The organism is Acidovorax sp. Leaf160 (assembly GCF_001424265.1).
Classification (GTDB): Bacteria; Pseudomonadota; Gammaproteobacteria; order Burkholderiales; family Burkholderiaceae_C; genus Paracidovorax.
The window spans coordinates 440,244-464,511 of the sequence record NZ_LMOV01000023.1 but is presented as its reverse complement, the minus strand read 5'-3'; the positions used below and the strand labels follow the sequence as shown (position 1 = coordinate 464,511).

At 69.8% G+C, this 24,268-nt stretch carries 23 protein-coding genes and 1 tRNA gene; 5 read left to right on the top strand and 19 right to left on the bottom strand.

Annotation, left to right across the window (positions count from 1 at the left end; genetic code table 11):
- Positions 1–12: 12 nt before the first annotated feature.
- On the top strand, positions 13–285 hold the full coding sequence (locus ASF94_RS12690) for a hypothetical protein (RefSeq protein ID WP_369818667.1): 273 nt from the start codon (positions 13–15) through the stop codon (positions 283–285).
- A 69-nt stretch (positions 286–354) separates the two neighbouring features.
- Here ASF94_RS12690 and ASF94_RS12685 read toward each other — a convergent pair whose 3' ends face one another.
- The 11 genes from ASF94_RS12685 to ASF94_RS12635 all read right to left on the bottom strand — a co-directional run bounded on the left by ASF94_RS12685 (position 355) and on the right by ASF94_RS12635 (position 12,638).
- Positions 355–1,035: a hypothetical protein gene (locus tag ASF94_RS12685; protein WP_082493232.1), complete on the bottom strand. Its 681-nt coding sequence runs from the start codon at positions 1,033–1,035 to the stop codon at positions 355–357.
- Positions 1,036–1,099: 64 nt separating this feature from the next.
- Positions 1,100–1,486 carry a two-component system response regulator gene (locus tag ASF94_RS12680; protein WP_056666677.1) on the bottom strand — a complete coding sequence of 129 codons (387 nt, stop codon included), beginning with the start codon at positions 1,484–1,486 and terminating at the stop codon, positions 1,100–1,102.
- Between the two features lie 271 nt (positions 1,487–1,757).
- Positions 1,758–3,986 (bottom strand): GAF domain-containing protein, encoded by a 2,229-nt coding sequence (locus tag ASF94_RS12675; RefSeq protein WP_235505352.1) that lies wholly within the window; start codon positions 3,984–3,986, stop codon positions 1,758–1,760.
- Positions 3,983–4,642, bottom strand: a complete 660-nt coding sequence (locus ASF94_RS12670) for a biliverdin-producing heme oxygenase (RefSeq protein WP_235505351.1) — start codon at positions 4,640–4,642, stop codon at positions 3,983–3,985. The genes ASF94_RS12675 and ASF94_RS12670 overlap by 4 nt, the downstream gene beginning before the upstream one ends.
- Before the next feature lie 250 nt (positions 4,643–4,892).
- The gene (locus ASF94_RS12665; protein WP_056666675.1) at positions 4,893–5,498 is read right to left on the bottom strand and encodes a hypothetical protein; all 606 of its coding nucleotides are present in this window, start codon (positions 5,496–5,498) and stop codon (positions 4,893–4,895) included.
- Positions 5,499–5,659: 161 nt separating this feature from the next.
- The gene (locus ASF94_RS12660) at positions 5,660–7,075 is read right to left on the bottom strand and encodes an amidase (protein ID WP_056666672.1); all 1,416 of its coding nucleotides are present in this window, start codon (positions 7,073–7,075) and stop codon (positions 5,660–5,662) included.
- Between the two features lie 17 nt (positions 7,076–7,092).
- Complete coding sequence (locus ASF94_RS12655; protein ID WP_056666670.1) at positions 7,093–8,586, bottom strand: ABC transporter substrate-binding protein; 1,494 nt, start codon at positions 8,584–8,586, stop codon at positions 7,093–7,095.
- 215 nt (positions 8,587–8,801) lie between these two features.
- On the bottom strand, positions 8,802–9,740 hold the full coding sequence (locus tag ASF94_RS12650; RefSeq protein WP_056666667.1) for an ATP-binding cassette domain-containing protein: 939 nt from the start codon (positions 9,738–9,740) through the stop codon (positions 8,802–8,804).
- Positions 9,737–10,822 (bottom strand): ABC transporter ATP-binding protein, encoded by a 1,086-nt coding sequence (locus ASF94_RS12645; protein ID WP_056667255.1) that lies wholly within the window; start codon positions 10,820–10,822, stop codon positions 9,737–9,739. The genes ASF94_RS12650 and ASF94_RS12645 overlap by 4 nt, the downstream gene beginning before the upstream one ends.
- Before the next feature lie 5 nt (positions 10,823–10,827).
- A complete protein-coding gene (locus ASF94_RS12640; protein ID WP_056666665.1) occupies positions 10,828–11,679 on the bottom strand; it encodes an ABC transporter permease in 852 nt (283 codons plus the stop codon).
- Positions 11,676–12,638, bottom strand: coding sequence for an ABC transporter permease (locus ASF94_RS12635; protein WP_056667254.1), 963 nt, complete (start codon positions 12,636–12,638; stop codon positions 11,676–11,678). The genes ASF94_RS12640 and ASF94_RS12635 overlap by 4 nt, the downstream gene beginning before the upstream one ends.
- A 277-nt stretch (positions 12,639–12,915) precedes the next feature.
- Between ASF94_RS12635 and ASF94_RS12630 the strand changes: the two genes are divergently transcribed.
- Entirely contained in the window at positions 12,916–13,173 is a 258-nt protein-coding gene (locus ASF94_RS12630; RefSeq protein WP_056666663.1) for a YfhL family 4Fe-4S dicluster ferredoxin, read from the top strand.
- 69 nt (positions 13,174–13,242) lie between these two features.
- On the opposite strand, the gene pth is transcribed toward ASF94_RS12630, so the two are convergent.
- The 7 genes from pth to ASF94_RS12595 all read right to left on the bottom strand — a co-directional run bounded on the left by pth (position 13,243) and on the right by ASF94_RS12595 (position 19,101).
- On the bottom strand, positions 13,243–13,881 hold the full coding sequence (gene pth, locus ASF94_RS12625) for an aminoacyl-tRNA hydrolase (RefSeq protein ID WP_056666661.1): 639 nt from the start codon (positions 13,879–13,881) through the stop codon (positions 13,243–13,245).
- Between the two features lie 143 nt (positions 13,882–14,024).
- Entirely contained in the window at positions 14,025–14,663 is a 639-nt protein-coding gene (locus tag ASF94_RS12620) for a 50S ribosomal protein L25/general stress protein Ctc (protein ID WP_056666658.1), read from the bottom strand.
- Positions 14,664–14,811: 148 nt separating this feature from the next.
- Positions 14,812–15,786: a ribose-phosphate pyrophosphokinase gene (locus tag ASF94_RS12615; protein ID WP_056666655.1), complete on the bottom strand. Its 975-nt coding sequence runs from the start codon at positions 15,784–15,786 to the stop codon at positions 14,812–14,814.
- Between the two features lie 47 nt (positions 15,787–15,833).
- Positions 15,834–15,910: transfer RNA gene (locus ASF94_RS12610), tRNA-Gln, on the bottom strand.
- Positions 15,911–15,947: 37 nt separating this feature from the next.
- Positions 15,948–16,799, bottom strand: a complete 852-nt coding sequence (gene ispE / locus ASF94_RS12605) for a 4-(cytidine 5'-diphospho)-2-C-methyl-D-erythritol kinase (protein WP_056666652.1) — start codon at positions 16,797–16,799, stop codon at positions 15,948–15,950.
- 2 nt (positions 16,800–16,801) lie between these two features.
- Complete coding sequence (locus ASF94_RS12600; RefSeq protein WP_056666650.1) at positions 16,802–17,308, bottom strand: lipoprotein insertase outer membrane protein LolB; 507 nt, start codon at positions 17,306–17,308, stop codon at positions 16,802–16,804.
- A complete protein-coding gene (locus ASF94_RS12595; RefSeq protein ID WP_056666647.1) occupies positions 17,305–19,101 on the bottom strand; it encodes a tetratricopeptide repeat protein in 1,797 nt (598 codons plus the stop codon). The genes ASF94_RS12600 and ASF94_RS12595 overlap by 4 nt, the downstream gene beginning before the upstream one ends.
- Positions 19,102–19,130: 29 nt before the next feature.
- Here ASF94_RS12595 and mutM point away from each other — a divergent pair, with 29 nt between their 5' ends.
- The 3 genes from mutM (at position 19,131) to mutY (ending at position 23,200) form a co-directional block, all read left to right on the top strand.
- Positions 19,131–19,949 carry a bifunctional DNA-formamidopyrimidine glycosylase/DNA-(apurinic or apyrimidinic site) lyase gene (mutM, locus tag ASF94_RS12590; protein WP_056666643.1) on the top strand — a complete coding sequence of 273 codons (819 nt, stop codon included), beginning with the start codon at positions 19,131–19,133 and terminating at the stop codon, positions 19,947–19,949.
- A 126-nt stretch (positions 19,950–20,075) separates the two neighbouring features.
- Entirely contained in the window at positions 20,076–22,043 is a 1,968-nt protein-coding gene (locus ASF94_RS12585; protein WP_056666640.1) for a dynamin family protein, read from the top strand.
- Positions 22,040–23,200: an A/G-specific adenine glycosylase gene (gene mutY, locus ASF94_RS12580; RefSeq protein WP_056666636.1), complete on the top strand. Its 1,161-nt coding sequence runs from the start codon at positions 22,040–22,042 to the stop codon at positions 23,198–23,200. The genes ASF94_RS12585 and mutY overlap by 4 nt, the downstream gene beginning before the upstream one ends.
- 201 nt (positions 23,201–23,401) lie before the next feature.
- On the opposite strand, the gene rapZ is transcribed toward mutY, so the two are convergent.
- On the bottom strand, positions 23,402–24,265 hold the full coding sequence (rapZ, locus tag ASF94_RS12575) for an RNase adapter RapZ (protein ID WP_056666633.1): 864 nt from the start codon (positions 24,263–24,265) through the stop codon (positions 23,402–23,404).
- Between the last annotated feature and the right edge of the window lie 3 nt (positions 24,266–24,268).

The window sequence follows — 24,268 nt, the reverse complement described above, 5'->3', positions numbered from 1 at the left end:
GTTGGCACCCGCATGATCCCCGGTCTATATCGGGCCCTCTCGGCGCGGCAGTCGCTGGCCGCGTCGGTACGTGTGGCGGCAGGGATGGCGGCGTGGGCCATGCTGGCTGCCGCGCAGCCCGCGGCCTCGGCACCCGCGCCCTGGCACTGGTGGCGCAGCAAGGTCGACGGCCAGCGGATCTGCTCGCAAACCTCGCCGGGCGCGGGCTGGACGCAGGATAGCGGTCCGTACGAAGGACCCGGCTGCCAGCCCAAACCCCGGGTGTTCGTCGTGCCGATGCGGTGAAGCGAGAGCAGGAGGGCTGCCGCGCCTTCCCGGCGTGAGGCGGGACGGTCAGCCGTCAGCGGTGAGCGGTCAGCTGCTGCCCAGGGCGATGTCCACCTGCCGCGGGCCCAGCGTGATGGGCACCTGGAGGTGGTCGGACAGGCACTGCAGTGCGGCGGCGTCGATGGGCAGCGTGTTCTGTGCGCTGGCCGGCACCAGGGGCGGCAGCGCATCCGCAGAGACGCTGCCCCGGGCGATGACGCGGATGCCGTCCGCGCGCGGCTCGATGTGGATTTCCGCGGGCGGCTCGGCCGGCGACTCGCCCAGGTGATAGATCGCCGCGAGGGTGATGTAGAGCAGCGTATGGTGCGGCACGGGCGCTTCGCTGTCGCCTGGCGACGCCCCGGCCAGCGGCTGGATGAAGACGCCGCGCAGCGCCAGCAGCGGACGGGCCAGCTCGATCGCTTCGAGCAGCGTGGTGCGCGCCGGCTGGCGGTCGGTGATCTGCACGTCCCAGTTGCGCAGGCGCCGCACATGCTCGCCCAGGGTGGTCAGCTGGCCTTCCAGCTGCTCTACCCGCTCGACCGCCTGTTCGGCGGGCGTGTCGTTGCCGGGGGCGACGCGGCGCTTGAGCACGGTCATGCCCATGCGCAGCACCGACAGCGGGCTGGCCAGATCGTGGCGCATGGCAGGCAGGGCGCGCATCAGCACAGCGTGTTGCACGCCCGCGGCCATCCACATGCGGGAGTTCGGGTGGTCAAGGCTGGTCATGGCACGGGGGATTCAGTCGGGGCGGTGGAGGTCGAAGGCGAGAAGCGAAACGGTGGTCGGTCCGTTACTGCGGCGATCGGGCCTGCAGTTCGCTGACGCAGCGGGCCACCAGCGCGTCGAAGGCTTCGAAGTCGAGCGGCTTGCCCAGCACGTGGTCAAAAATCGGGGTGGCGGCGCCGGTTCCCGACGCCATCCCGGTGATCGAGATGGCGATGCAGGGCAGGCCGGCCTGCGTGGCGATTTCGCGCAACTGGGGCGTCAGCACCGAGCCCTGCACGTCCGGCAGGTTCTGGTCCACCAGCAGCAACTGGGCAGGCCGCTCGCGCATGGCTTCCAGGGCGGCCTGGCCGCTCAGGGCCGTTCGCACGGGGAAATCCTGCATCTCCAGCAGCTCCCGCAGCAGCTCGGTGGCATCCAGGTTGTCGTCGATGATCAGAATCTCGGGTTGCATAGGGGCCAGTGTCGAACGAAGGGTCTGGGGGGTACGGTGGCGCTGGAAGATTGGATCACCGTGGGGTGCGGAATCGACGCAGAGACCTCGGTGGGAGGGGACGGGCCGGCAACCGCCGGGTCGGTTCTGCCGCCGGTCCCATTGTGTCCAATTTCGCGGGACTGGGCCGTGCCGCTGCGGTAGGACACCGCCGCTACCTGCATCCGCGCCCGCCTGGATGCCGGCGCTGGGCCCCGGCTGCCACGGCTGCCATCGCGTGGTGGCAGCCGGGTCAGAGCACGTCGCGCAGCTGCAGGGTGAAGACCACGCGGGGCGCAGCGTAGTGGTAGCGCAGGTCCCCGCCATGCTCCATCACGATCTGGTGCGCGATGTAGAGCCCCAGCCCCATGCCGCCCCGGTTGCGGGGGTTGTTGAGGGAGGTGGGCTTGAAGGGCTTGAAGAGCGCCTCGGCCACCTCCTGCGGGATCTCCGGCGCCACGTTGCTCACCTGCAGGGTGGGGCCTCGCTCATGGCTGAACGCTCGCACCTCGATGGCTTCGTCCACCTGCCCATGGTGCCGCGCGTTGCTGACCAGGTTGACGATCACCTGGGCGATGCGGTCCGGGTCGGCGAAGGCCATCAGGGACGCGGGCCCGTCGAAGGTCAGCGCCAGGTGCGGATGCGCGGTGCGGGACTCGTCCAGCAGGTCGGCCACCAGCGGCACCAGGTCGAGCGGCTCGGGGTGCACGTCCAGGCCCAGCTTGTTCTGCAGGCGCGACATGTCCATCACCTGGCTGACCAGCCGCTGCATGCGGCTGCTGGACGACTGGATGCGCTGGCCGATGCGGCCGGTGCGGCTGCCGGCGTCCTCGGTCTTTTCCAGCACGCGCGCGGCCATGCTGATGGAATGCAGCGGGTCGCGCAGGTCGTGCCCCAGCACGGCCATCAGCTGGTTGCGGGCGCGGTTGAGCTCGGCGTTGCGGCCGTTTTGCGAGCGCACCAGTTCGTCGAGCATCTGCTGCGCGATCTTCAGGTCCTCGGTGCTCCAGGGCACTGCGGTGGAGCGCACGGTTTCCTTCCACAGATCGAAGGAGCCGCGCGGGGTGAGCCGGGGCCCCAGCGGGCCGAAGCGGGTTTCCTTGTCGGGCTTGCCGCCCCAGTGGATGGTCTCCACCTGCTCCTTGCGCAGGAAGATCAGCCAGCTGCCGGTGCTGCGGTCCAGCGGCAGCCCCAGCACGCCGCACCAGGGCGCCACCGCCGCGGCGATGGCGGGCGATTCGAGCGGCAGGGCGTGCGTCTGGTAGATGGCCTGGCCCTGGTCGGGCTGGGTGGTCTGCAGCCACTGCACCAGGATGCGCGCCACGGCCAGCGGGATCGGGCCTTCCTGGCAGAACTTGCTGCGCTCCGCCACGATGGCGCCGTCGGCGTTCAGCGCCCGAGCCAGCGGCGCGGCGAATTCACAGAGCGTGGCGAATTCGTCGTCGGAATGCAGCACGTTTTCCATCACGTGCGTGCGCAGCGCGGCCACTTCCTGCAGCCGCTCGGCCTGCGCGCGGGTGAGCGCGGTCTGGATGTTCGCGGCCAGCATCTGGGCGATCACGTCGCAGGCCATGCGCACGCTGTAGGGCACTTGGCGCGGCGCCATGTGGTGGCAGGCGAGCAGCCCCCAGAGCTGGTCGTTGATGACGATGGACACGCTCATCGACGCGCCCACGCCCATATTGGTCAGGTATTCGATGTGGATCGGCGAGACGCTGCGCAGCACGCCGGCGCTCAGGTCGAGCGGCTCGGCGTTGAGCTGCAGCAGCGGCACCGGGGGCGAGGCGATGTCGGCGATCATGCGCAGCGTGTTGGCCACGTACAGGCGCCGTGCCTGGGCGGGAATGTCACCTGCCGGGTAGCGGCGGCCCAGATAGGGGTCGAGCGTGTCGGCGCAGGCTTCGGCCACCACGTCGCCGCTGGCGTCGTGCCGGAAGCGGTAGGCCATCACGCGATCGAAGCCGGTCAGGGCGCGAAGCTCGTCGGTCGCCAGCTGCAGCAGGTCGTCGATGGCGCGCGGGCGGCGCAGCTTTTCCATGGTGCGGTGCGCCTGGAGGGCAAAGCCCGTCAGTTCGTCGGCCGATTGGCGGCGGCTTTCGAATTCCACCACCAGCAGCGACTGCACCGTGTGCAGCACGACGTCGAAAGTGCGGCCCGCGAGGTGGCATTCGGCCGGCATGGGCATGTCGCCGCGGCCGCGCACGGCCGCCAGGCCCTCGGTGATCAATGCGTTGAGGCGGTCGTCATCGCCCAGCAGTTCGGGCGTCCAGCGGGTGCCTGGCTCGATGGCGTGGCCCAGCATGTCGCCCGTGTTGGCACTGGCGTAGCGCACCAGGCCTTCGGCGTCCAGGGCCAGCAACGCGCCGTGGTTCTGGATGGCGCCCGGGATGTGGATCGGCTCACGGTCGCAGTTGTCGAGCGTGGCGGGGGGCAGCAGCCCCTGGTAGTGCGGCGGACGGCCGGGCGGCGTCACGGGCGTCACAGGGGCGCTCCGGCGGCCCGCAGGTCGCTTTCCAGGCCGTCGAATGCGGCGCAGGCACCGGCGCAGGCGGCCTCCATGGCTTCGGGCGGAACGGCGGCGAACTCGCCACGCAGCCGTTCGACGAATTCACGCCAGCGAACGCCCGCACCGCTGCCGCCGCTGCCTTGCAGGTAGCGCAGCGGGTGGGGGGCGAGACGGGGTGCCAGCCGGCGATGCAGCACCTGGCCGCCCAGCTGCGAGCCTTCCACGACATAGGCCAGACCCCAGCGGAAGGCCGCGTGCCGGTCCGGGGCGGCCGGCCGGGCCTGCCGCAGCGCCTGCTGGGTGGCGGCGCTGGGCGCGGGCGGCGCCAGGGGCAGGCCGGTGTCGCGCAGGTCGGCCTGCAGGGCCGCCAGACGCGCCGGGTCGTCAAAAGTGAAGCCGGGGGCCTGGGACTGGAGCGCCTGCAGCTCGGGCGCCAGGGCCGCCAGCCAGCCGCTCAGGGCCTGGGCGTGCAGAGCGTAGTCGCGCAGGCTGGCGTCGGGCTGGGCCAGGGGCAGGTGGGCGTCCAGCCGGGCATGGCGCGTCTGCGTGGCCCGGCGCAGGGCCGTCAACGGGTCGGCCGTGCCCGGGGCGGATGCGGTGGGCGAGAAAGCGTCGGACGGGCGCAGGGACACGGATGAATGCGTTGGAAGATCGGGCGCGGGTGCCAGGAACGGCCTGGCGGGGCGCAATGGCCGCATTCTAGGCGCAGCACCTTGGGCGCGCTGCGGGATGCCCCCGGAGCCCCGCAGTGGCATCCGCGCCAGTGCGGCGCTCCGTTCCGGTGCGGTCGATGACGTCGGTATTGCTATGGTATTTATAGCTGTATCGCCTTATGGGTAGGTCGCGGGAAGCCCGTTTGGCCGAAAGTTGGTGGCTTGGCGATCAGTCGCCCACCAACGCGGTGTAGGCGGCCCGCGTCTCGGGCGACACCGACGCCACGAGCTGGGCATGCGGCGTCTGGTGGCGGGCCGCCATGCGGGCGGAGGCCACGGTGCGCGACTTGCAGAACCAGTGGCAGGTGTGCTGCATCAGGAACAGCTCGGCGGTCATCATGAAGGCTTTGTCGCGCGGGGTGCGGCCGGCTTCGTTGCGGGCCACGCGGGCGATGCCCTGGGCGTGCACGGCCAGCGCCTGGCGCATGTCGAACGATGCGGCGGGAAAGAGCTGCAGGGCGAACGGCAGGCCCACCGGCAGGCGGCTGACCCGCGCCAGCGGCGCGTCGACGCGGGCGAATTCGGCGGCGAAGCGGCTGAACTGGTCGCTCAGCTGCGATTCGGTGCTCTCCAGCAGCGCCCAGATCTGGCTGCGGCGTTCGGCATCCTGCTCGCCCAGGGCGCGCAGGTAGCCCTGGGTCAGCGTTTCCAGCAGCTTTTCGATCTGGTAGTGGCCAAGGTGGGCGCCCAGCAAGGCGATGCGCTTGCGCTGCTGCTGGGAGGTGACGGCATAGCCGCCGGTGGACAGCAGCAGCGCGAGGAGAAGAAGGTCCATGGGGTCGGGGGTCGCAGCGGAACGGAGGGAGGGAGGGAGGGAGACGGGACGGGCACGAACTGGCGGACGCGGCAGGCGGCAGGCGGCGCAGTGACGCCCGCCGGCCCGGCGAACCCCGCATTGTGCGCGCGGCCGGGCCCCCAGCCTGGCGCAGGTCGCTCTCAGGGGGCAGGCGGCGCCGGCCAGGGCGGCAGCGCCGGCCGCAACTGCTCGAAGGCCCGCGCCAGCCGCAGCACGCCCAGGTCGTCGAAGCGCGGCCCGGCGATCTGCAGCCCGATGGGCAGGCCAGCCTGCGTGTGGGCGCAGGGCACCGACGCCGCAGGCTGCTCCGACATGTTGTAGGGCACGGTGAAGGCGATGTGCTCCAGGGGCCGGAGCGGGTCGCCCGTGGGCGAGGCCGCCTCGGCCGCGAAGGCCGGCATGGGCGCGACGGGGGACAGCACGTAGTCCACCGCGCTATAGGCGCGCACGGTGGCCACCCTGGTGGCGTGGAACTGCTGGCTGGCATCGAAGACTTCGGCCCCCGTCATGCCGGCCGCGCTGTCGGCCCAGGCCTGGATGTAAGGCAGCACCTGCGCACGGCGTTCGGGTGGCAGGGTGCGCAGATCGGCCAACGAGCGCATGCGCCAGAAATGGTCCATGCCCGCCAGCATGGCCGGGGTGAGGAAGGGGCGCATCGGCACGATGGTGGCGCCGGCCTGCTCGAACAGCCGGGCGGCCTGTTCGATGGCCGCGCGCACTTCGGGCTCCACGGCCAGGCCGCAGCCTGCGTCGAGCAGCAGGCCCAGGCGCAGGCCGCGCACGCGCTCCGGGCCGGCCTCGAAGGTGTCCCAGGCGATGGCGGCGGGCGGCAGCGCCATGCTGTCGCGCGCATCGGGCTGCGACAGCACCTGCATCATCAGCGCGGCGTCGCGCACCGACCGTGTCATGGGGCCGGCGGCGCGGCCGGTGGTCGGCGGGTCGATCGGGACGCGGCCCAGGCTGGGCTTGAGGCTGAAGATGCCGCACCAGCCCGCCGGCAGCCGCAGCGAGCCGCCGATGTCGGTGCCCACATGCAGCGGCCCGTAGCCGGCCGCGGCCGCGGCCGCCGCCCCAGCGCTGGAGCCGCCCGGCCCACGCGACAGGTCCCACGGGTTGCGCGCCAGCGCGTGGAACGACGACAGGCCCGAGGACAGCATGCCGTAGTCGGGCATGGTGGTCTTGGCGATGAGCACCGCGCCGGCTTCGCGCAGTCGGGCGGCGGGTGGGGCGTCTTCCGGGGCCGGCGCCAGCACGGTGGCGGCGGTGCCGAGCGGCGTGGGATCGCCCCGGGTGGCGATGTTCTCCTTGATGGTCACCGGCACGCCGTCCAGCAGGCCCTGCGGCGTGCCGCGCAGCCAGCGCGCCTCGCTGGCGCGGGCCTGCTCCAGCGCGGCCTCGGGCCGCAGCAGGTAGGTGGCGTGCAGGTGCGGCTCCCAGCGGTCGATGCGGGCCAGCACGGCCTGGGTGACCTCGACGGGCGAGAGCGCGCGCTGGCGGTAGGCGGCCAGCAGCGCGTGGGCGGGCCAGTCGTGCAGGGGCAGGGCGGGGTCGGTCATGGTGCGGCCTCCCGTCGTCAGGCCCAGGACAGGGCCGCCAGGTCGTTGACGAAGACCGGCATGTCCTTCCACAGCCCGCGCAGGTTCTTCTGCGCCACCGTCACCCACTGCGGCTGGTAGAGAAAGGCATGCACGCTGTCTTCGGCCAGCAGGCGCTGCGCGTCGCCCAGCAGGCGGGCGCGGTCGGCCGGGCGGGTGGCGTTCTTGATCTGCTCGTAGAGCGCGTTGAATTTCTGCGACTGGTAGCCCCAGTAGTAGTCGGGCTTGGCGAAGTTGCCCAGGTCGAACGGCTCGACATGCGAGATCAGCGTCAGGTCGTAGTTCTTGCTGCCGTAGGTGCCGCTCAGCCACTGCGCCCATTCCACGTTCTGCAGCCGTGCCGTGATGCCCACCTGCGCCAGCTGCGCGGCGATCACCTCGCCGCCCTGGCGGGCGTAGGGCGTGGGCGGCAGCGTCATGGTGAGGGTGAGGGGCGTCTTCACGCCGGCCTCGGCCAGCAGCTTGCGGGCCTTGTCGGGGTCATGGGGGTTGATGCCGGTGGTATCGATGTAGCCGAACGCGCCGGGAACGTAATGGCTGCCGATCGGCACTCCCAGCCCGTCGCCCGCGCCTTCGATCACGGCCTTGCGGTCGATCGCCGCGGCGATGGCGCGGCGCACGCGCACATCCTGCAGCGGCTTTCGGGCGTGGTTCATGGCCAGGATGGTCTTGGCGCGCGAGCCGCTCACCACCACCTGGAAGCGGGCGTTGGACTTGAACTGCGTCAGGCTGCGCGGTGTGACGCGCGGGAACACGTCCACGTCGCCCGCCAGCAGCGCCGCCACCTGGGCTGCCGGGTCGGGGATGAAGCGGAAGGTGGCGCGGCGGATCTTCACGTTGCCGGCCGACCGGTAGCCCGGCCAGGCGGTGAGCGTGATGGAGGCGCCCCGACTCCACTGGCCGAGCTGGTAGGGCCCCGTGCCCACCGGGCGGGTGGCGTTGCCGGCCGCACTCTTGGGCTCCACGATGACGGCGGTGGCCTGGCCCAGCAGGAACAGCAGGTCCGGCTCGATGTCCTTGTTGATGACGACCACCGTGTGCTCGTCCACCACCTGCGTGGTCAAGGTGGCGAAGGTGCGTTTGTCCTTGTTGGTGCTCTTGTCGCTGCCGGCCCGGTCGAACGAGAACTTCACGGCGGCGGCGTTGAACGGCTCGCCGTTCTGGAACGTGACGCCCCGGCGCAGCCGGAAGGTGGTGGTCTTCAGGTCGGGCGACACCTCCCAGCTTTCGGCCAGCAGGGGCGAGACGCTGCCGTCGGCATTGATCTTGGTGAGTGGCTCCAGCACGTTGTAGAGCACGACCTCGCCGATGGATGACGCCGCGCCGGCCGTCGGGTCCAGCCCTGGCGGCTCCAGCGTCATGGCCAGCGTCACCGCGTCCTTGCGGGTCTGCGCCAATGCGGCGCCAAAGGGCGCACACAGCGCGGCGGAAGCGAGGGCGCCGGTGGCAAGGACGGAACGGCGGTCGGGCATGGGGGCGGGTCTCCTGTGGTTCGTTGTACGGTGGCAATGGCAGTCGCCAGGGTCGCCAAGGTCTTCATGGGCGACGGCGGGGCGCCCGCATCCACCGCATGATGCCAGTCCGCGCCTGCGTTTGCCCGCAGCCTGCCGGCGCGCATCGTGGCCCGTGCCCCGGCTTCGACAAGCTCAGCCCGGACGGATTGCTCGCGCGCCCAGGCCTTCGGGTGCTAAGCGCTGGGCTTGCCCCGGCGACGGGCCCGTGCGGCCCCCGGCGCCAGACGTGGCACCGCCGACACCAGCGCCTGGGTGTACGGGTGGCGCGGCCGCGAGAACAGCGTGGCGGGCTCCCCGCGTTCCACGATGCGCCCCTGGTGCAGCACCATGGCCTCGTCGCACACCTGGTGCACCACGGCCAGGTCGTGGCTGATGAGCAGCAGGGCAATGCCGTGCTGCTCGCGCAGGTCCTGCAGCAGGTTCAGCACCTGCGCCTGCACCGACACGTCGAGCGCGCTGACCGGCTCGTCGGCCACGATCAGGCGCGGCCGGGTGACCAGCGCCCGGGCGATGGCGATGCGCTGGCGCTGGCCGCCAGAAAATTCGTGCGGGTACCGGGCCGCATCGCTGGTGCGCAGGCCCACTTCGGCCAGCGCCTGCAGCACCCGCTCGTGCTGCTCGGCGCGCGGCAGCGGGCGGTCGTGGCCGGGCAGGGGCAGGGCGTCCAGCGGCTCGGCGACGATGCGGGCGACCGTCTGGCGCGGGTCGAGCGAGCCGTAGGGGTCCTGGAACACCATCTGGAAGCCGGCGCGCGCGGCTCGCAGCTCGGCGGCGGGCATGCGGTGCAGGTCGCGCCCCTGCCATTCCACCGTGCCGCTGCTCGGCGCATCCAGGGCCATCACCAGACGCGCGAGCGTGGACTTGCCCGAGCCCGATTCGCCGACCACGCCCAGGCTGCCGCCGGCCGGGAGGGAGAAGCTGACGCCCGCCAGCGCGGTCACATGCGGGCGCGGGCCGAAAAGGCGTTCGCGGGGCAGCGCGTAGTGGCGGGCCAGGTCGGTCACGCGCAGCAGCGGCGTGGCAGCAGCTTCCGTGCGAAAAGAGCCTCTCGCGCCCGCTGCGACTGGGTCTCTAGCTATCGAAGTGATAGCGCCCGCGTCGTGCGATGTCATGCAGCTGCCTTTCGCGCCGCTGCCACCGCGCCGAGCCGGATGCAGCGCGCGAGGTGGTCCGGGTCGGTGTCATGGCCGGGCACTGGGCCGCCGTGCCGCAGGTCGATCGCGCCGCGGGCCTGCGCCCGCGCTGCATGCACCCGCAGCGCGGGCGGCAGGCCGGCATGGCAGTCGTCGATGGTGAAAGCGCAGCGGCCCGCGAAAGGGCAGCCGGGCGGCAGGTCGGCCAGGGCCGGCACTGTGCCCGGTATGGTCGGCAGGCGCGTTCCCGGACCCCGGGGCCCCAGCCACTGCGGCCGGGCGGCGAACAGGCCCTGGGTGTAGGGATGGGCACGGTGGTCGAACACTGCCTCGGTGCTGCCGCTCTCGACGATGCTGCCGCCATACATCACCAGCACCCGGTCCACGTTCTGGGAGATCACGCCCAGGTCGTGCGAGATCAGCAGCAGGGCCATGCCGCGCTCGTCCACCAGCCCGCCGATGAGGTCGAGGATCTGCTGCTGCAGCGTTACATCCAGCGCCGTGGTGGGCTCGTCGGCGATCAGCAGGTCCGGCCCGCAGGCCAGCGCCATGGCGATGGTGATGCGCTGGCGCTGCCCACCCGAAAATTCGTGCGGATAGGCCTCGAGGCGCCGCGCCGCCTGGGGAATGCCCACGCGCTCCAGCAGGTCGATGGCCTCGCTGCGCGCCGCGCGGGCACTCAGCGCCCGATGCAGGCGCAGCGGCTCTGCGACCTGGCGACCGATGGGGTGCACGGGGTTGAGGGCGGTCATGGGCTCCTGGAACACCATGCCGATGCGGTTGCCGCGCAGCCGGCACCAGTCCGCGTCGGGCCGGCCCAGCAGTTCGTCGCCGTCCAGGCGCAGGCTGCCGGTGACGGCGGCTCCTTCCGGCAGCAGGCCCATCAGCGCCAGCGCCGTGAGCGACTTGCCGCTGCCCGATTCGCCGACGATGCCCAGCGTCTCGCCACGCCGCAGGGTGAAGGACGCCTGCCGCACGGCGGTCGCCATGCCGCCGGCCACAGGCAGGCGGACGTGGAGGTCATCGACCTCCAGCAGCGGTGGGGCTGACGGGGGCGGCATGGTGCTCAACGCTGCCTCGCCAGCCGGGGGTCGAGCCCGTCGCGCAGGCCGTCGCCCAGCAGGTTCAGCCCCAGCACCGCCAGGGCGATGGCGAGGCCCGGCCACACGGCCAGCAGCGGTGCCTGGAACATCAGCGTCTGCGCCTCGCTGAGCATGCGGCCCCACGAAGGCTGCGGCGGCTGGGTGCCCAGGCCCAGGTACGAGAGCGCCGCCTCGGCCAGGATGGCCAGCGCGAAATGCGTGGTCGCCTGCACGATCAGCACGGGCAGGATGTTCGGCAGCACATGTTCCCAGGTGATGCGCCAGCGGCCCTTGCCGCAGGCCCGCGCCGCCAGCACGAAGTCGCGCGACCAGACGGCCACGGCCGACGCCCGGGCGACCCGCGCGAAGGTGGGTATGTAGAACACGCCGATGGCCACGATGGCATTCACCATGCCCGCGCCGAACACTGCCGCCAGCATGATCGCGAGCAGCAGCGCCGGGAAGGCGAAGGTGAAGTCGGCCAGCCGCATCACCAGCTCTTCGACCCAGCCGCGCCGCGCGGCGGCCAGCAGGCCGAGCGCGATGCCGATTCCTGCCCCGATGCCCACCGCCACTGCGCCCACCAGCAGCGACGAGCGCGCCCCCACCAGCAGCAGCGAGGCCACGTCGCGCCCGAAGGCGTCGGTGCCGAGCCAGTGGGCTGCGCCCGGGGGCTGGAGCTTGGCGGCCAGGTCCATGGCGAGCGGGGGCGCGGGCGTCCACACCAGCGACAGCAGCGCGGCGGCGACGAGCAGCGTGGTGAGCGCCGCGCCCAGCGCGAAGCTCGGGTGGCGCAGCAGGCGGGCTGCCGCGTGGCCTGGCACCCGCGCCGTCACGCCGCGCCCGCCTTCACGCGCGGGTCGATCACCGCATACAGCAGGTCGACCACGGCGTTGACGATGACCACCAGCGCGGCCAGCAGCATCACGCAGTTGCGCACCACGATCAGGTCGCGGTTGGCAATGGACTGGAAGATGAGCCGGCCCAGGCCCGGCAGGTAGAAGACGTTTTCGACCACGATGGTGCCCGCCAGCAGGTTGGCGAACTGCAGCCCCATCACGGTGACGACCGGGATCATCGCGTTGCGCAGCACGTGGCCCCAGAGGGCGGCACGGCGCGACAGGCCCTTGGCGCGCGCGGTGCGCACGAAGTCTTCCCGCAGCACGTCGAGCACGGCCGAGCGCGTGATGCGCGCCAGGATGGCTGCCTGCACCACCGCCAGCGCGATGGCCGGCAGCAGCAGGGCCTGCAGCGCGGGCAGCACGCCGCCGCCCGCCGCCTCCGTCCAGCCCGGAAAGCCGCCCGCGGAGAACCACTGCAGCTTCACCGAAAACAGCAGGATCAGCAGGATGGCGAACCAGAAGTTGGGGATGGCGATGCCCAGTTGCGCCAGCCCCATCACGCCCACGTCGCCCCAGCGCCGGTGGTGCGACGCGGCGTAGAGCCCGGCCGCCAGCGCCAGCACGGTGGTGAGCAGCATCGCCATGACGGCGAGCGGCACGGTCAGCGCCAGGCGTTCCCAGACCAGCTCGGCCACCGGCGTGCCGTAGGCGGCGCTGGTGCCCATGTCGCCCGAGAACAGGCCGGTGATCCACTGCGCGTAGCGCTGCAGCGCCGGCTGGTCCAGGCCCAGCTGGCTGGCCAGCTCGGCCACGGCCTCGGGCGCCGCATCGGGCCCGAGCAGCACCTGGGCCGCGTTGCCGGGCAGGATCTCCAGCACCAGGAACACGACCAGGGAGGCCCCCGCCAGCGTGGCGGCGAGCGTCAGCAAACGCCTGAGAACGAACAGGCCCATGGGCGGATCGGGTGTGGCATGGTGGCGCAGGATAGCGGCAAAAGCGCGCCCGGCCGGCCACGCGCTGCGGTGGGCGACCGGCTTGCGGGGAGAAGCGTCGGTGGCGCAGGCTGCGCTGGCCGGCAGCAACGGGCACCCGTCCGCAGGCAGCGGCGGCGGTCGCGTTGGTCACGTCGGGGCCAGGGGCTTGCTGCGGCTGGGATAATCGCGCCATGCCGTCTGCACGCCGTCCTCTGTTTTCCGCCGCCTCGGCGCGATGCCTCCTGGGAGGCGCGCCATGGCATTGACGATCACCGACGAGTGCATCAACTGCGACGTCTGCGAGCCCGAGTGCCCGAACGGCGCCATCACCATGGGTGAAGAGATCTACGAGATCGAGCCCTCCAAGTGCACCGAATGCGTGGGCCATTTCGACGAGCCGCAGTGCGTGCAGATCTGCCCCGTCGCCTGCATTCCCGTCGATCCCCGGAACACGGAGAGCCGCGAAACCCTGTGGCAGAAGTTCCACCGCCTGCAGGCGGCCAAGACGGCCTGAATCGCGGCGTTTTCAGGCGCGGGCGCCCGCGCATTAAGCGCCTCTCGCTATCGAATCAATAGCAGATGCTCAGTCGCCCGTGGGGCGGGGCTCCGCCGGGGGCATGGCCGCAGGGCGGGGCGGCTTCGGACGCGGGGGCTTGGTGGTGTGCACCAGCAAGGTGGCTTTTTCCATGTCGCCGGCCAGCATGGCGGTGTGCGCCTTGAGCGAATGCACGATGCTGTCCTCGATCAACACGCGCTGATCCGGCGAGGGCTTCTTGAGCACCCAGTTCACCACCTCGGCCTTCACGCCCGGGTGCCCGACGCCGATGCGCAGGCGCCAGTAGTCGGACGACCCCAGCTGCGCATGGATGTCGCGCAGGCCATTGTGTCCGGCATGGCTGCCGCCACGCTTGAGCTTGACCTGGCCGGTTGCGATGTCCAGCTCGTCGTGCGCCACCAGGATCTCTTCGGGCTGGATCTTGAAGAACCGCGCCAGCGCGGCCACCGATTTGCCCGACAGGTTCATGAAGGTCTGCGGCTCCAGCAGCCAGACGCTCTGGCCCTGCACGTTGACGCGGGCGGCCAGGCCCCAGTAGCTGCGCTCGGGCACCAGCGTGGCCTTCAGCTCACGCGCCAGCGCGTCGATCCACCAGAAACCCGCGTTGTGACGGGTGGCTTCGTATTCCGGGCCGGGATTGCCCAGGCCCACAAACAGTTTGATCATGATCTGCGCGATTATCCGTGCGGCACCAAAAGCAACGGCCCACGCAGAGGTGGGCCGTGGAGGGCAGCATCGCCCTGGGGCGACCTGCCCGAGCGCAGGAGCGGCGAGCGCGCATCCTGCATTCGGTCAGCGAAAACGCTGGATTACTTCTTCTTGCCCTTGCCCTTGGCGGGTTCGGCAGCAGGAGCGGCCGCGTCGGCTGCTGGTGCTTCTTCTTCCACGACGGGGTTGGTCACGGACACCAGAACGGGGTTGTTCTGGCCGCCGCGGATCACGGGACGCAGGCCGCGGGGCAGCTTGATGTCCTTGAGCTTGAGGGACTCGCCCTTCTTCAGCTTGCTCAGGTCCACGGAGATGAACTCGGGCAGCTCGGAAGGCATGCAGGTCACGTCGAGTTCGTTCACGACGGGGTTGACCAGGCACTTGTCGACCTTGACGGCGTCGGACTCTTCAGCGCCGCTGAAGTGCAGAGGCACCTTCACGTGCAGGCGGGTCTTGGCATCCACGCGCTGGAAGTCGATGTGCAGCACGAGCTGCTTGTAGGGGTGGTATTGCACGTCGCGCAGCAGGACCTTGCTGGTGGCGCCGGCGATTTCCATGTCCAGCACGCTGGAGTGGAACGCTTCCTTCTTGAGGGCGTGCCACAGGGCGTTGTGATCGATCTCGATCAGTTGGGGTTCAGCTGCACCGCCGTAGACGATGCCGGGCGTCTTGCCCGTGTTGCGCAGACGGCGGCTCGCACCCGTACCTTGCTTGGCGCGCTCAAAAGCGACGAAGTTCATAGTTGGCTCCTGATAGGGCAGGCCGCGACCAGCCTGTGCCCTGTTGAAAAAGACCCGCACCGACACGGTGGCGAGCCTGCTTTGTGTTCCCGAACGCGCAGGCCTCCCGAAGGAGGCCTGTGACGGTCACCGCCCGAAGGCGGCTGGATCAGAAAAGGTTTTCCTGGTCCGAGAACAAACTCATGACCGACTCACCCTTGGCGATGCGCTGGATCGTCTCGGCGATCAGCGGGGCCACGGAGAGTTGGCGAATCTTGGTGCACGCCCCGGCGGAATCGCTCAGGGGAATGGTGTTGGTCACGACGACTTCGTCGAGCGCCGTGCCCTTGGCGATGCGCTCGATGGCCGGGCCCGAGAAGATGGGGTGCGTGCAATAGGCATACACCTTCTTTGCGCCACGTTCCTTCAGCACTTCGGCCGCTTTCACCAGCGTGCCGGCGGTGTCGATCATGTCGTCCATGATCACGCAGTTGCGGCCTTCGATCTCACCGATCACGTGCATCACTTCGGACACGTTGGCCTTGGGACGGCGCTTGTCGATGATGGCCAGGTCGCAGTTCAGCTGCTTGGCAAGCGCCCGTGCGCGCACCACGCCGCCGACGTCGGGCGACACGACGATCAGGTCGTCGTACTGCTTTTGCCGCAGGTCGCCCAGCAGCACCGGCGAGGCGTAGATGTTGTCCACCGGGATGTCGAAGAAGCCCTGGATCTGGTCGGCATGCAGGTCCATGGTCAGCACGCGGGCCACGCCCACCGCCTGCAGCATGTTGGCCACCACCTTGGCGGTGATCGGCACACGGCTGGAACGCGGACGGCGGTCCTGGCGGGCATAGCCGAAGTAGGGGATCACGGCGCTGATGCGTTCGGCCGAGGCGCGCTTGAGCGCATCGACCATGATCAGCAGTTCCATCAGGTTTTCGTTGGTCGGCGCGCAGGTGGACTGCACGACGAAGACGTCGCGGGCGCGGACGTTTTGCTTGATTTCGACGGTGACTTCGCCGTCGGAGAATCGGCCCACGTCGGCAGAACCCAGCGTGGTGCCCAGGTGCTGGGCGATTTCAGCTGCCATGCCCGGGTTGGCATTGCCCGTGAAAACCATGAAATCGGGGTGATTGGCTTGCATGAGCGACCCAGCAGTCTGAAGAAAAAAGCCTGAATGCAAAAAGAATTTGGCAGGGGAAGAAGGATTCGAACCTTCGCATGCCGGAATCAAAATCCGGTGCCTTAACCAACTTGGCGACTCCCCTACACAGGTCGATTGCCGAGGGCAATCAACCGAAACTTTCAATCTGCTGCCCATCCTTCCAGAGGATGAACCGCGAGATTCTCACATGACCGGACCTGCCAGGCGCTGGGCGCGTCCTGCAAATCAACCGCATGCGGCATTGGTGCGAACACTGCACTTCCAGAGCCGGTCATTCTGGACTTCAAACCCTTCGATTCAAGCCACTGGAGGGCTTGCTCGATCTCGGGGCAAAGTGCCTGAGCAACTGGCTGCAAGTCGTTTTTACCAAACTGGTAGTGTGCTGCAGCAAAGCCTGAGATTGTAGCACATGCCGAATCGCGTTTAAGTGCTTGATGCGAAAAAATTGATTTCGTATCCAGCCCGGCTTCCGGCTTCACCACTGCGAATCTACTTCGCGGCAGTTCTTGCTCCAACTCAAGAGGCCGAATTATGTCACCAATTCCTTCCACCCAAGCGTTCCTGCCGCGTAAAAAAAACGGCACGTCAGCGCCGAGCTGCAAACCGATGGTTTCCAGCTGCGTCCGGGGCAGGTTCAGCCCCCACAGCCGGTTCAAGGCCAGGAGCGCCGTCGCCGCATCGGACGAGCCGCCACCCATGCCCGCTTGCGCAGGCACGCGCTTGTGCACGCCGATGTGCGCGCCCAGCGAGCCGCCGGCCGCGGCCTGCAGCGCATGCGCCGCGCGCAGCGTGAGGTCGTCCGGCGGCAGCGGCGTGGCAAGGTCTTCCCGCGTGATCCGGCCATCGCTGCGCAGGTCGAAATGCAGGGTGTCGCACCAGTCGATCAGCATGAACACCGACTGCAGCAGGTGATAGCCGTCGCTGCGCTGCCCGGTGATGTGCAGAAAGAGGTTGAGCTTGGCCGGGGCCGGTACGTCGTAGAGCGCGCGCATCGTCAGCGGCTCAACACGACGCGCAGCGTGGCCTGGGGCGGAGGCGCCAGGCGCTGGGCCACCAGCCGGCCCTCGTCGATGCGGCTCAGGTCCGCCTGCCAGCCGGTGGCCTGCACCGCTTCGCCACGCAGCCAGCCGAACAGCGCAGCGACGGGCAGGGCGCTGCCCGTCGTTTCCTGGACCAGGGCGTCCAGCGAATCCGACTCGCGCCGCTGGCCGCCCTCCACCAGCACCGCCTTGCCGGGCGACCAGTCGATGGTGGCCATGACGTTGCCGAGCGGGTTCAGCACGGTGAGCTGCCCCTGCTCGGGGCGGCCGTTCAGCTCGAAGCCCGCACTGAACGACTGCGCGGCGGCGTCGTCCACCTGCAGCGACAGGCGGCCGCTCCACGCGCCCATGGCCGGGTCGGTGCTGGCCTTGGGCGCGGGAGGCTGCGCGCAAGCCGCCAGCAGGCACAGCGATGCGCAGGCCAGCCAGGCGCGCGGACGGCGAGCGTTCGCAGGCGTCACGGCTTGGCCCCCAGGCGCTTGAGGGTTTCTTTCAAGGTGTCGTTGTCGGCATTGATCTTGAGCGCGTCACGCCAGACGCTCAGGGCCTGGTCGCGCTGGCCCAGGCTCCAGAGCACCTCGCCCCAGTGCGCGGCGATCTCGGCGTCGGGCTGCTTCTTGAAAGCCTGCTCCAGCAGGCGCGCGGCTTCCTCGCGGCGGCCCAGCTTGAATTCCACCCAGCCCAGGCTGTCGGTGATGAAGGGGTCGCCCGGCGACAGTTCCAGCGCCTTGGCGATCAGCGTCTTGGCTTCGGGCAGGCGAATGCCGCGTTCAGCGAAGGAATAGCCCAGCGCGTTGTAGGCGTGGTGGTAGTCCGGCTGGCGGGCGATGATCTGGCGCAGCTGGCGCTCCATCACGTCGAGCTTGCCCAGGCGCTCGGCCAGCATGGCTTGGTCGTAGGCCAGGTCGATGTCGTCCGGGTGCTTGGCGGCTGCTTGCGCCTGCAGGTCGTAGGCGGCCTGGAAGTCTTTCACCTCGCGCAGCAACTGCACTTCGGCGATCAGCTTCTGGCGTTCTTCCTCGGCAGTCTTGGTGGGCAGGGCACGCAGGATGGCCCGCGCTTCGGTCACCTTGCCCTGGCGCGCCAGCAGACCGGCCCGGCGGCTTTGCGCCGTGAGCAGCCCCGAGGGACTGTCGATGCGGGTCAGCCAGGCTTCCGCCTGGTCGACGTCGCCACGCTTTTCAGCAATCTGCGACAGCATCAGGTAGGCCTGCGTGCGGGCATTGCTGCGCGGCTCGCTGGGGGGTAGCGGCTCCAGCAGCGCCAGAAATTTCTGCAGCGACGCTTCGGCCTGCGGCAGCTGGTCGGCCTGCAGGTCCAGCGAGGCCTGGACCAGCCAGGCCTCGGGCATGTCGGGTTTCTCGCGCGTGACGGCTTCGATCTGCGTGCGCGCATCGGCAAAGCGCTGCGCCTCCAGCAGGGCGCGGGCATAGGTCATGCGGATTTCGGCCAGCGGTTTGCCGGCCAGATAGGGCGCCAGCAACGCCTCGGCGTCCTTCACGCCTTCTTCCATCAACTGCAAGGCCAGCAAGGCGGCGCCGTCGTTCGTCGGTTCCAGCGTGCCAACTCGCCGGGCGGCATCCAGCGCACCCGGCTTGTCGCCCGCGGCCAGCCGCATGCGGCCGATCGTCACCCAGGCCGTGGGTGCGACGGCGGGGTTGGTCAATTCCAGCGCCAGCGCCTTCTCGACCACGGCGGCGGCCTGCGCCTTGTCGCTGGCGCGGCCATAGAGCTGGGGCAGGGCCTGCACGGTGCCGACGCGGGTGCGGGCGGAGGAATTGCTCAGCTCCTGCTGCAACAGGTCGGGGGTTTCGCCGATGCGGTTGAGCGCTATCAAGATCTGCAGCAGGTAGCGGTTGGCGTCGCGCGATTGCGGCAGGGCTTCCTTCCAGGCCTTGGCCGCGACCAGGGCATATTCCGCCGATCGCGACTGCAATGCGATGTCGGTCGCGCGGCGGTAGAGCTGGCCATCCCGGCTGCGTCGGGCGGCCTCCAGCATCAGGGCGTAAGCCGTGCCGGGGTCGCCGTTGCTGGCGGTGATCTCGCTCAGCAGCAGTTCGTAGAACAGCTCCGCGTTGAGCGCGGCCGTCGCCTCTTCCGATGAGATGGCCGCCTCGGTTTCGGCCGCCGTGGGAGGCAAGGGTTCGGCAGGAACAGGTTGCGCCTGGACCGTGCTGGCGCCTGCAGCCAGTATGCAGGCCAGCGTAATGGCCCTTGAGCGAAGTGTTTGCACCATCAACTCATAATAATCCATGCCCCTTATACCGATTGACGAGTGCCGATATGCCTGAGTTGCCCGAGGTGGAGGTCACGCGGCGCAGTTTTGCCGACCGCATCGCCGGCGCCGAAATCCGTTCCGCGACCCTGGGAAAGCCGCTGCGCTGGCCGCTGGGCCGAAACCCGGCCGGCCTGGCCGGCCGGCGCGTGCAGGGGGTCAGACGCCGGGGCAAGTACCTGCTGGTGGACCTGGACGACGGCAGCCTGCTGCTGGTGCACCTGGGCATGTCCGGCAGCCTGCGCTTCGCCCATGACCTGCCGCCGCCGGGCGTGCACGACCATTTCGACATGGTGACCGACCGGGGCGTGTTGCGCCTGCACGACCCGCGCCGGTTCGGCGCGGTCGTCTGGGCCGCGAGCGAGGACGATCCGGCCGCCCACAAGCTGTTGAAGAACCTGGGGCCGGAGCCGCTCGACGGACTGTTCTCGTTCGACGCCTTCTTCGCCGGCCTGCAGGCCAGCCGCGCGCCCATCAAGCTGCTGCTGCTCAGCGGCAAGATCGTCGTCGGCGTCGGCAACATCTATGCGTCCGAAGTGCTGTTCCTGGCCGGCATCCGGCCCACCGCGCGCGCCAGCAGCATCGGGCCGATCCGGGCGCGGCGGCTGCATGCCGCCATCCAGCAGGTGCTGGCCCGCGCGGTGGAGCGGGGCGGCAGCACGTTGCGGGACTTCTCCAGCGCGGACGGCAACGCCGGTCACTTCCAGGTCGAGGCCAATGTGTATGGCCGCGACCAGCAGCCCTGCCGCGTGTGCGGCAGCCCGATCCGCCTGTTGCGACAGGGCCAGCGCAGCACCTTCTACTGCATGCGGTGCCAGCGCAGCTGAAGGCGGCTGCGGCGAATGGCCACACGGCGGCCCGCCCTCCCGCGGTTGGCTCACGGCCGCGATGCTATATTTTGATCCACACATCGCCCGCACGGGCTGGTTGACGCACGCTATCCCGGGAGCACAGTGGGACCCTCTTTCAACGAACAGTTCGACCAGCATGGCGCATGGAGGCGGGCTTTCGCCTTGCAGCTCAAGCACCTGGCCGACTGGATGGGTTCGCACGACTTGATGGACGCCGCGGTGCAGGAGCGCCTGCAGCGGCTGGAAGAGCAGGTGCGTACCGACAAGGTGATGGTGGCCTTCGTCGCCGAGTTCTCGCGCGGCAAGTCCGAACTGATCAACGCCGTCTTCTTCGCGGGCTACGGCCGGCGCATCATGCCGGCCAGCGCCGGCCGCACGACCATGTGCCCGACCGAGCTGGGCTACGACCCGGCCGGCGCGCCCAGCCTGCGGCTGCTGCCCATCGACACGCGCCTGCAGCCCCAGGGTCTGGCCGACTGGCGGCTGCGGCCGGACCAGTGGGAGGAAGTGGCGCTCGACGTGAAGGACGCCGAGCAGCTGGCCCGCTCGTTCGAGAAAGTGTCGGAGGTGCGGCGCGTTCCGGTGGAGGAGGCGAGGGCCCTGGGCTTCTGGAGCGACGACGAGCCGGCCGACAACCCCCTGCCCGACGCAGAAGGCAGGGTCGAGGTGCCTCGCTGGCGCCACGCGCTGATCAACATTCCGCATCCACTGCTGAAACAGGGTCTGGTGATTCTCGACACCCCGGGGCTGAATGCCGTGGGTGCCGAGCCGGAACTGACCATCAACCTGATTCCCCAGGCCCATGCCGTGGTGTTCATTCTGGGCGCCGACACGGGCGTGACCCGGTCCGACCTCGCCATCTGGCGCGAGCATCTCGCGGCGCCCGGCCAGTCGAGCGACGCGCGACTGGTGGTGCTCAACAAGATCGACACGCTCTGGGACACGCTGAGCACTTCCGACCAACTGAGCACACAGCTGCAAAGGCAGTGCCGCGGATCGGCCGACATGCTGGGCGTGCCGCTGACGCAGGTGTTGCCGGTATCGGCCCAGAAGGGGCTGATTGCCAAGATCCAGGGCGACGGCGGGTTGCTGGCCGCGAGCGGCCTGCCGCAGCTGGAAGCCGCGCTGGCCGAGGGCATCATGGGCCGGCGGCAGGCCATTTTGCGGTCCGCGGTGGCGGCCGGCGTGGTCCAGCTGCAGGCCGAGGCCACCCGGACCATTAACATCCGGCAGCGCGATCTGGACGACCAGATGCTGGAACTGCGCAGCCTGCGCGGCAAGAACGCGTCGGTGATCGACTCCATGCGCAGCCGCATCGAGCAGGAGCAGCACGACTTTGAGTCCAGCGCGGCGCGCATCCAGGCGGTGCGCGCGGTGCACCTGCGGCTGCTGCGCGAGGTGTTCCAGCAGCTGGGCTCCCGTTCGCTGCGCTCTGAATTGACGCCGCTGGCTGAGGCGCTCCAGGCCCGTGGCCTCAAGCTCGGCGTGCGCAAGACCTATGCAGAGACTTTCGGCCGCCTGCGCGCGCTGATGGACAACGCCCAGCGGGCCGGCACCGAGATCCACGAAATGCTCGGTGGAACCTTCCGCCAGCTGAATGCCGAGTTCGGCTTCTCCCTGCAGCCGCCCGCGCCGGTACAGCTGGCGGCTTCCGTGCAGAGCATCACGCAGATCGAGGAACGCCATCTGCAGTACCTCGGCATGGGCAATGCGTTGCGCCTGGCGCAGCCCGAGTTCGCCCAGCGGCTGGTGCGCGCCCTCGGGATGCGGCTGCGCACCGTGTTCGAGTCCGCCGCCAACGACCTGGAGTTGTGGAGCAAGTCGGCCACGGCGCAACTCGATGCGCAACTGCGCGAGCGCAAGCGCAGTTTCGCGCGCCGCATCGAAGCGGTGGACCGGATCCAGCAAGCCGCCAGCGGCCTGGTCGAGCGCATCGCAGAGATCGAACACGCCGAACGCGCGCTGGCCGAGCTGGAGGGGCGCTTGCGCGACCTGACGCGTCAGCTGGTGGCGCTGCCCATGGCGGACGACGACGCCAGCGACACCGCGCCCCAGGCCCTCTCCGCATGACGCTGCCAGAGGACGATATCGCCGCGCTGGTGGTGCGGTGGCAGAAGGAGCATGGGCGCAACCATCTGCCCTGGCAGAACACGCGTGACCCTTACCGGGTGTGGCTGTCGGAAGTGATGCTGCAGCAGACGCAGGTGGCGACCGTGCTGGACTACTACGCGCGCTTCCTGGATCGGTTTCCCGATGTGCGCGCGCTGGCCGAGGCGCCGCAGGACGATGTCCTGGCACTCTGGAGCGGGCTGGGTTACTACAGCCGCGCGCGCAACCTGCACGCCTGCGCGCGCCAGGTGGTGGAGCGCTTCGGCGGCCAGTTCCCCCGCACGGTCGACGAGCTGGCATCGCTGCCCGGTATCGGTCGCTCGACCGCTGGCGCCATCGCCTCGTTCTGCTTCGGCGTGCGGGCAGCCATCCTCGACGCCAATGTGCGCCGCGTGCTGACCCGCGTACTGGGCTTCGACGCCGACCTGGCGGTGGCCAGGAACGAACGGCTGCTGTGGGACAAGGCGGAAGCGCTGTTGCCCACGCACGACCTGGCCGAGACCATGCCGCGCTACACCCAGGGACTGATGGATCTGGGCGCCAGCCTGTGCTCGCCCCGCAAACCGGCCTGCATCGTCTGTCCGCTGCATGCGCGCTGCGTGGCACGCCGTGAAGGCAACCCCGAGGACTACCCCGTTCGCACGCGCAAGCTCACCCGCAGCGCGCAGGCGTGGTGGCTGCTGCTGCAGCGCGATGCCGAGGGCCGCCTGTGGCTGCAGCGGCGTCCGCAGACGGGCATCTGGGCCGGGCTGTATTGCCCGCCGGTGTTCGAGGATCGCGATGCGCTGGAGCAGGCCCTGGTGGTGGGGCAGCCGCCAGCGGCGATGGATTCGATGGGGCCGCACGGCGCAGGCCTGGCAGCGCCTGCCGCCGCGCCGGGCAGCGGCTACACGCTGCGCGACTTGCCTGTTTCGCTCCATGTGCTGACCCACCGCGACCTGCACCTGCATCCGGTGCTGGCGACGGGCGGCGATGGCGCCTGGGCCGGCGGCAGCGTCCTGGCGCGGGAACCAGAGCCCACTGCTGCAGGCAGCGGCTGGTTCAGTCCTTCCGCGTGGGCGGCGCTGGGGCTACCGGCGCCCATCCGCAAGCTGCTGGATGCCTTGCCTTCCCCCTGACCGGCAACACGGTGCAGTACACGCAGTTGCTCTTCTTTTCATAGCTGGTTGCGCCCGTATCACAAGGGGTTGAGCAGGAATCGACCTGAAAAGGCCGCTGAATAAGCGCAACCAGCTATTGTCCTGATAGCAAGCGGGTGGGTGATCGGCGGGTCGCGGCCCTCTGCCCGCTGGCGGTGGCGGGCCGCCGGCTGGGCCCGCTCAGCGAGCGTCCAGTTCGCGGTGGCGCCGCAGCGTGGTCCAGACGGGGCTGAACTGGTGGGCCAACTCCTCCACCAGGTACACCGAGCGGTGCTGCCCGCCCGTGCAGCCGATGGCCACCGTCACGTAGCTGCGGTGGTTCTGGGCCAGCGCCTTCAGCCAGTGGCCGAGGAAGTGGCCGATGTGGGAGCGCATCAGCTCCACTTCCGGCTGCTGCAGCAGGTAGTCGATCACCGGCTGGTCGCGGCCCGTCAGGTCCCGCAGGCCCGGTTCGTAATGCGGGTTGGGCAGCATGCGCACGTCGAAGACGTAGTCCGCATCCACCGGTACGCCGCGCTTGAAGGCGAACGACTGGAACACCAGCGTGAGCCGGCCGGGCGGCGTGGCCATCAGGCTCTTCACATAGCTCTGCAGCTGGGACGATCGGATCGCGCTGGTGTCGATCACGTGCGAATGCTCGCGCAGGTCGGCCAGCAGTTCGCGCTCCAGCTCGATCGTCTGCAAGAGCGCGCGCTGGCCCTCGCGCAGCTCGTCCTTGGAGAGCGGGTGGCGGCGCCGCGTCTCCGAGAACCTCCGCACCAGCGTGTCGGTGGTGGCATCCAGGAACAGCGACTGCACGTGCACACCCTGCGCCCGCATCTGCTCCAGCTGCTGGGGCACCAGCGGCAGGGCGGTGGCGCTGCGCACATCCATGGCAATCGCCAGCCGGTTGCCATGGTGTTCGTGTTCCAGCGCCACGAACGACGCCAGCAGCTCCGGCGGCAGATTGTCCACGCAGTAGTAGCCGGCGTCTTCCAGCGCATGCAGCGCTACCGACTTGCCGGAGCCGGACATGCCGGTGATAAGGACGATTTCGAGTGCCATCGG

Coding starts and splice junctions, on each gene's coding strand:
- ASF94_RS12690 (WP_369818667.1), top strand. CDS start 13: ATGATCCCCGGTCTATATCGGGCCCTCTCGGCGCGGCAGTCGCTGGCC.
- ASF94_RS12685 (WP_082493232.1), bottom strand. CDS start 1,035: ATGACCAGCCTTGACCACCCGAACTCCCGCATGTGGATGGCCGCGGGC.
- ASF94_RS12680 (WP_056666677.1), bottom strand. CDS start 1,486: ATGCAACCCGAGATTCTGATCATCGACGACAACCTGGATGCCACCGAG.
- ASF94_RS12665 (WP_056666675.1), bottom strand. CDS start 5,498: ATGGACCTTCTTCTCCTCGCGCTGCTGCTGTCCACCGGCGGCTATGCC.
- ASF94_RS12660 (WP_056666672.1), bottom strand. CDS start 7,075: ATGACCGACCCCGCCCTGCCCCTGCACGACTGGCCCGCCCACGCGCTG.
- ASF94_RS12655 (WP_056666670.1), bottom strand. CDS start 8,586: ATGCCCGACCGCCGTTCCGTCCTTGCCACCGGCGCCCTCGCTTCCGCC.
- ASF94_RS12650 (WP_056666667.1), bottom strand. CDS start 9,740: ATGACATCGCACGACGCGGGCGCTATCACTTCGATAGCTAGAGACCCA.
- ASF94_RS12645 (WP_056667255.1), bottom strand. CDS start 10,822: ATGCCGCCCCCGTCAGCCCCACCGCTGCTGGAGGTCGATGACCTCCAC.
- ASF94_RS12635 (WP_056667254.1), bottom strand. CDS start 12,638: ATGGGCCTGTTCGTTCTCAGGCGTTTGCTGACGCTCGCCGCCACGCTG.
- ASF94_RS12630 (WP_056666663.1), top strand. CDS start 12,916: ATGGCATTGACGATCACCGACGAGTGCATCAACTGCGACGTCTGCGAG.
- pth (WP_056666661.1), bottom strand. CDS start 13,881: ATGATCAAACTGTTTGTGGGCCTGGGCAATCCCGGCCCGGAATACGAA.
- ASF94_RS12620 (WP_056666658.1), bottom strand. CDS start 14,663: ATGAACTTCGTCGCTTTTGAGCGCGCCAAGCAAGGTACGGGTGCGAGC.
- ASF94_RS12615 (WP_056666655.1), bottom strand. CDS start 15,786: ATGCAAGCCAATCACCCCGATTTCATGGTTTTCACGGGCAATGCCAAC.
- ispE (WP_056666652.1), bottom strand. CDS start 16,799: ATGCGCGCGCTCTACGACGTACCGGCCCCGGCCAAGCTCAACCTCTTT.
- ASF94_RS12595 (WP_056666647.1), bottom strand. CDS start 19,101: ATGGATTATTATGAGTTGATGGTGCAAACACTTCGCTCAAGGGCCATT.
- mutM (WP_056666643.1), top strand. CDS start 19,131: ATGCCTGAGTTGCCCGAGGTGGAGGTCACGCGGCGCAGTTTTGCCGAC.
- mutY (WP_056666636.1), top strand. CDS start 22,040: ATGACGCTGCCAGAGGACGATATCGCCGCGCTGGTGGTGCGGTGGCAG.
- rapZ (WP_056666633.1), bottom strand. CDS start 24,265: ATGGCACTCGAAATCGTCCTTATCACCGGCATGTCCGGCTCCGGCAAG.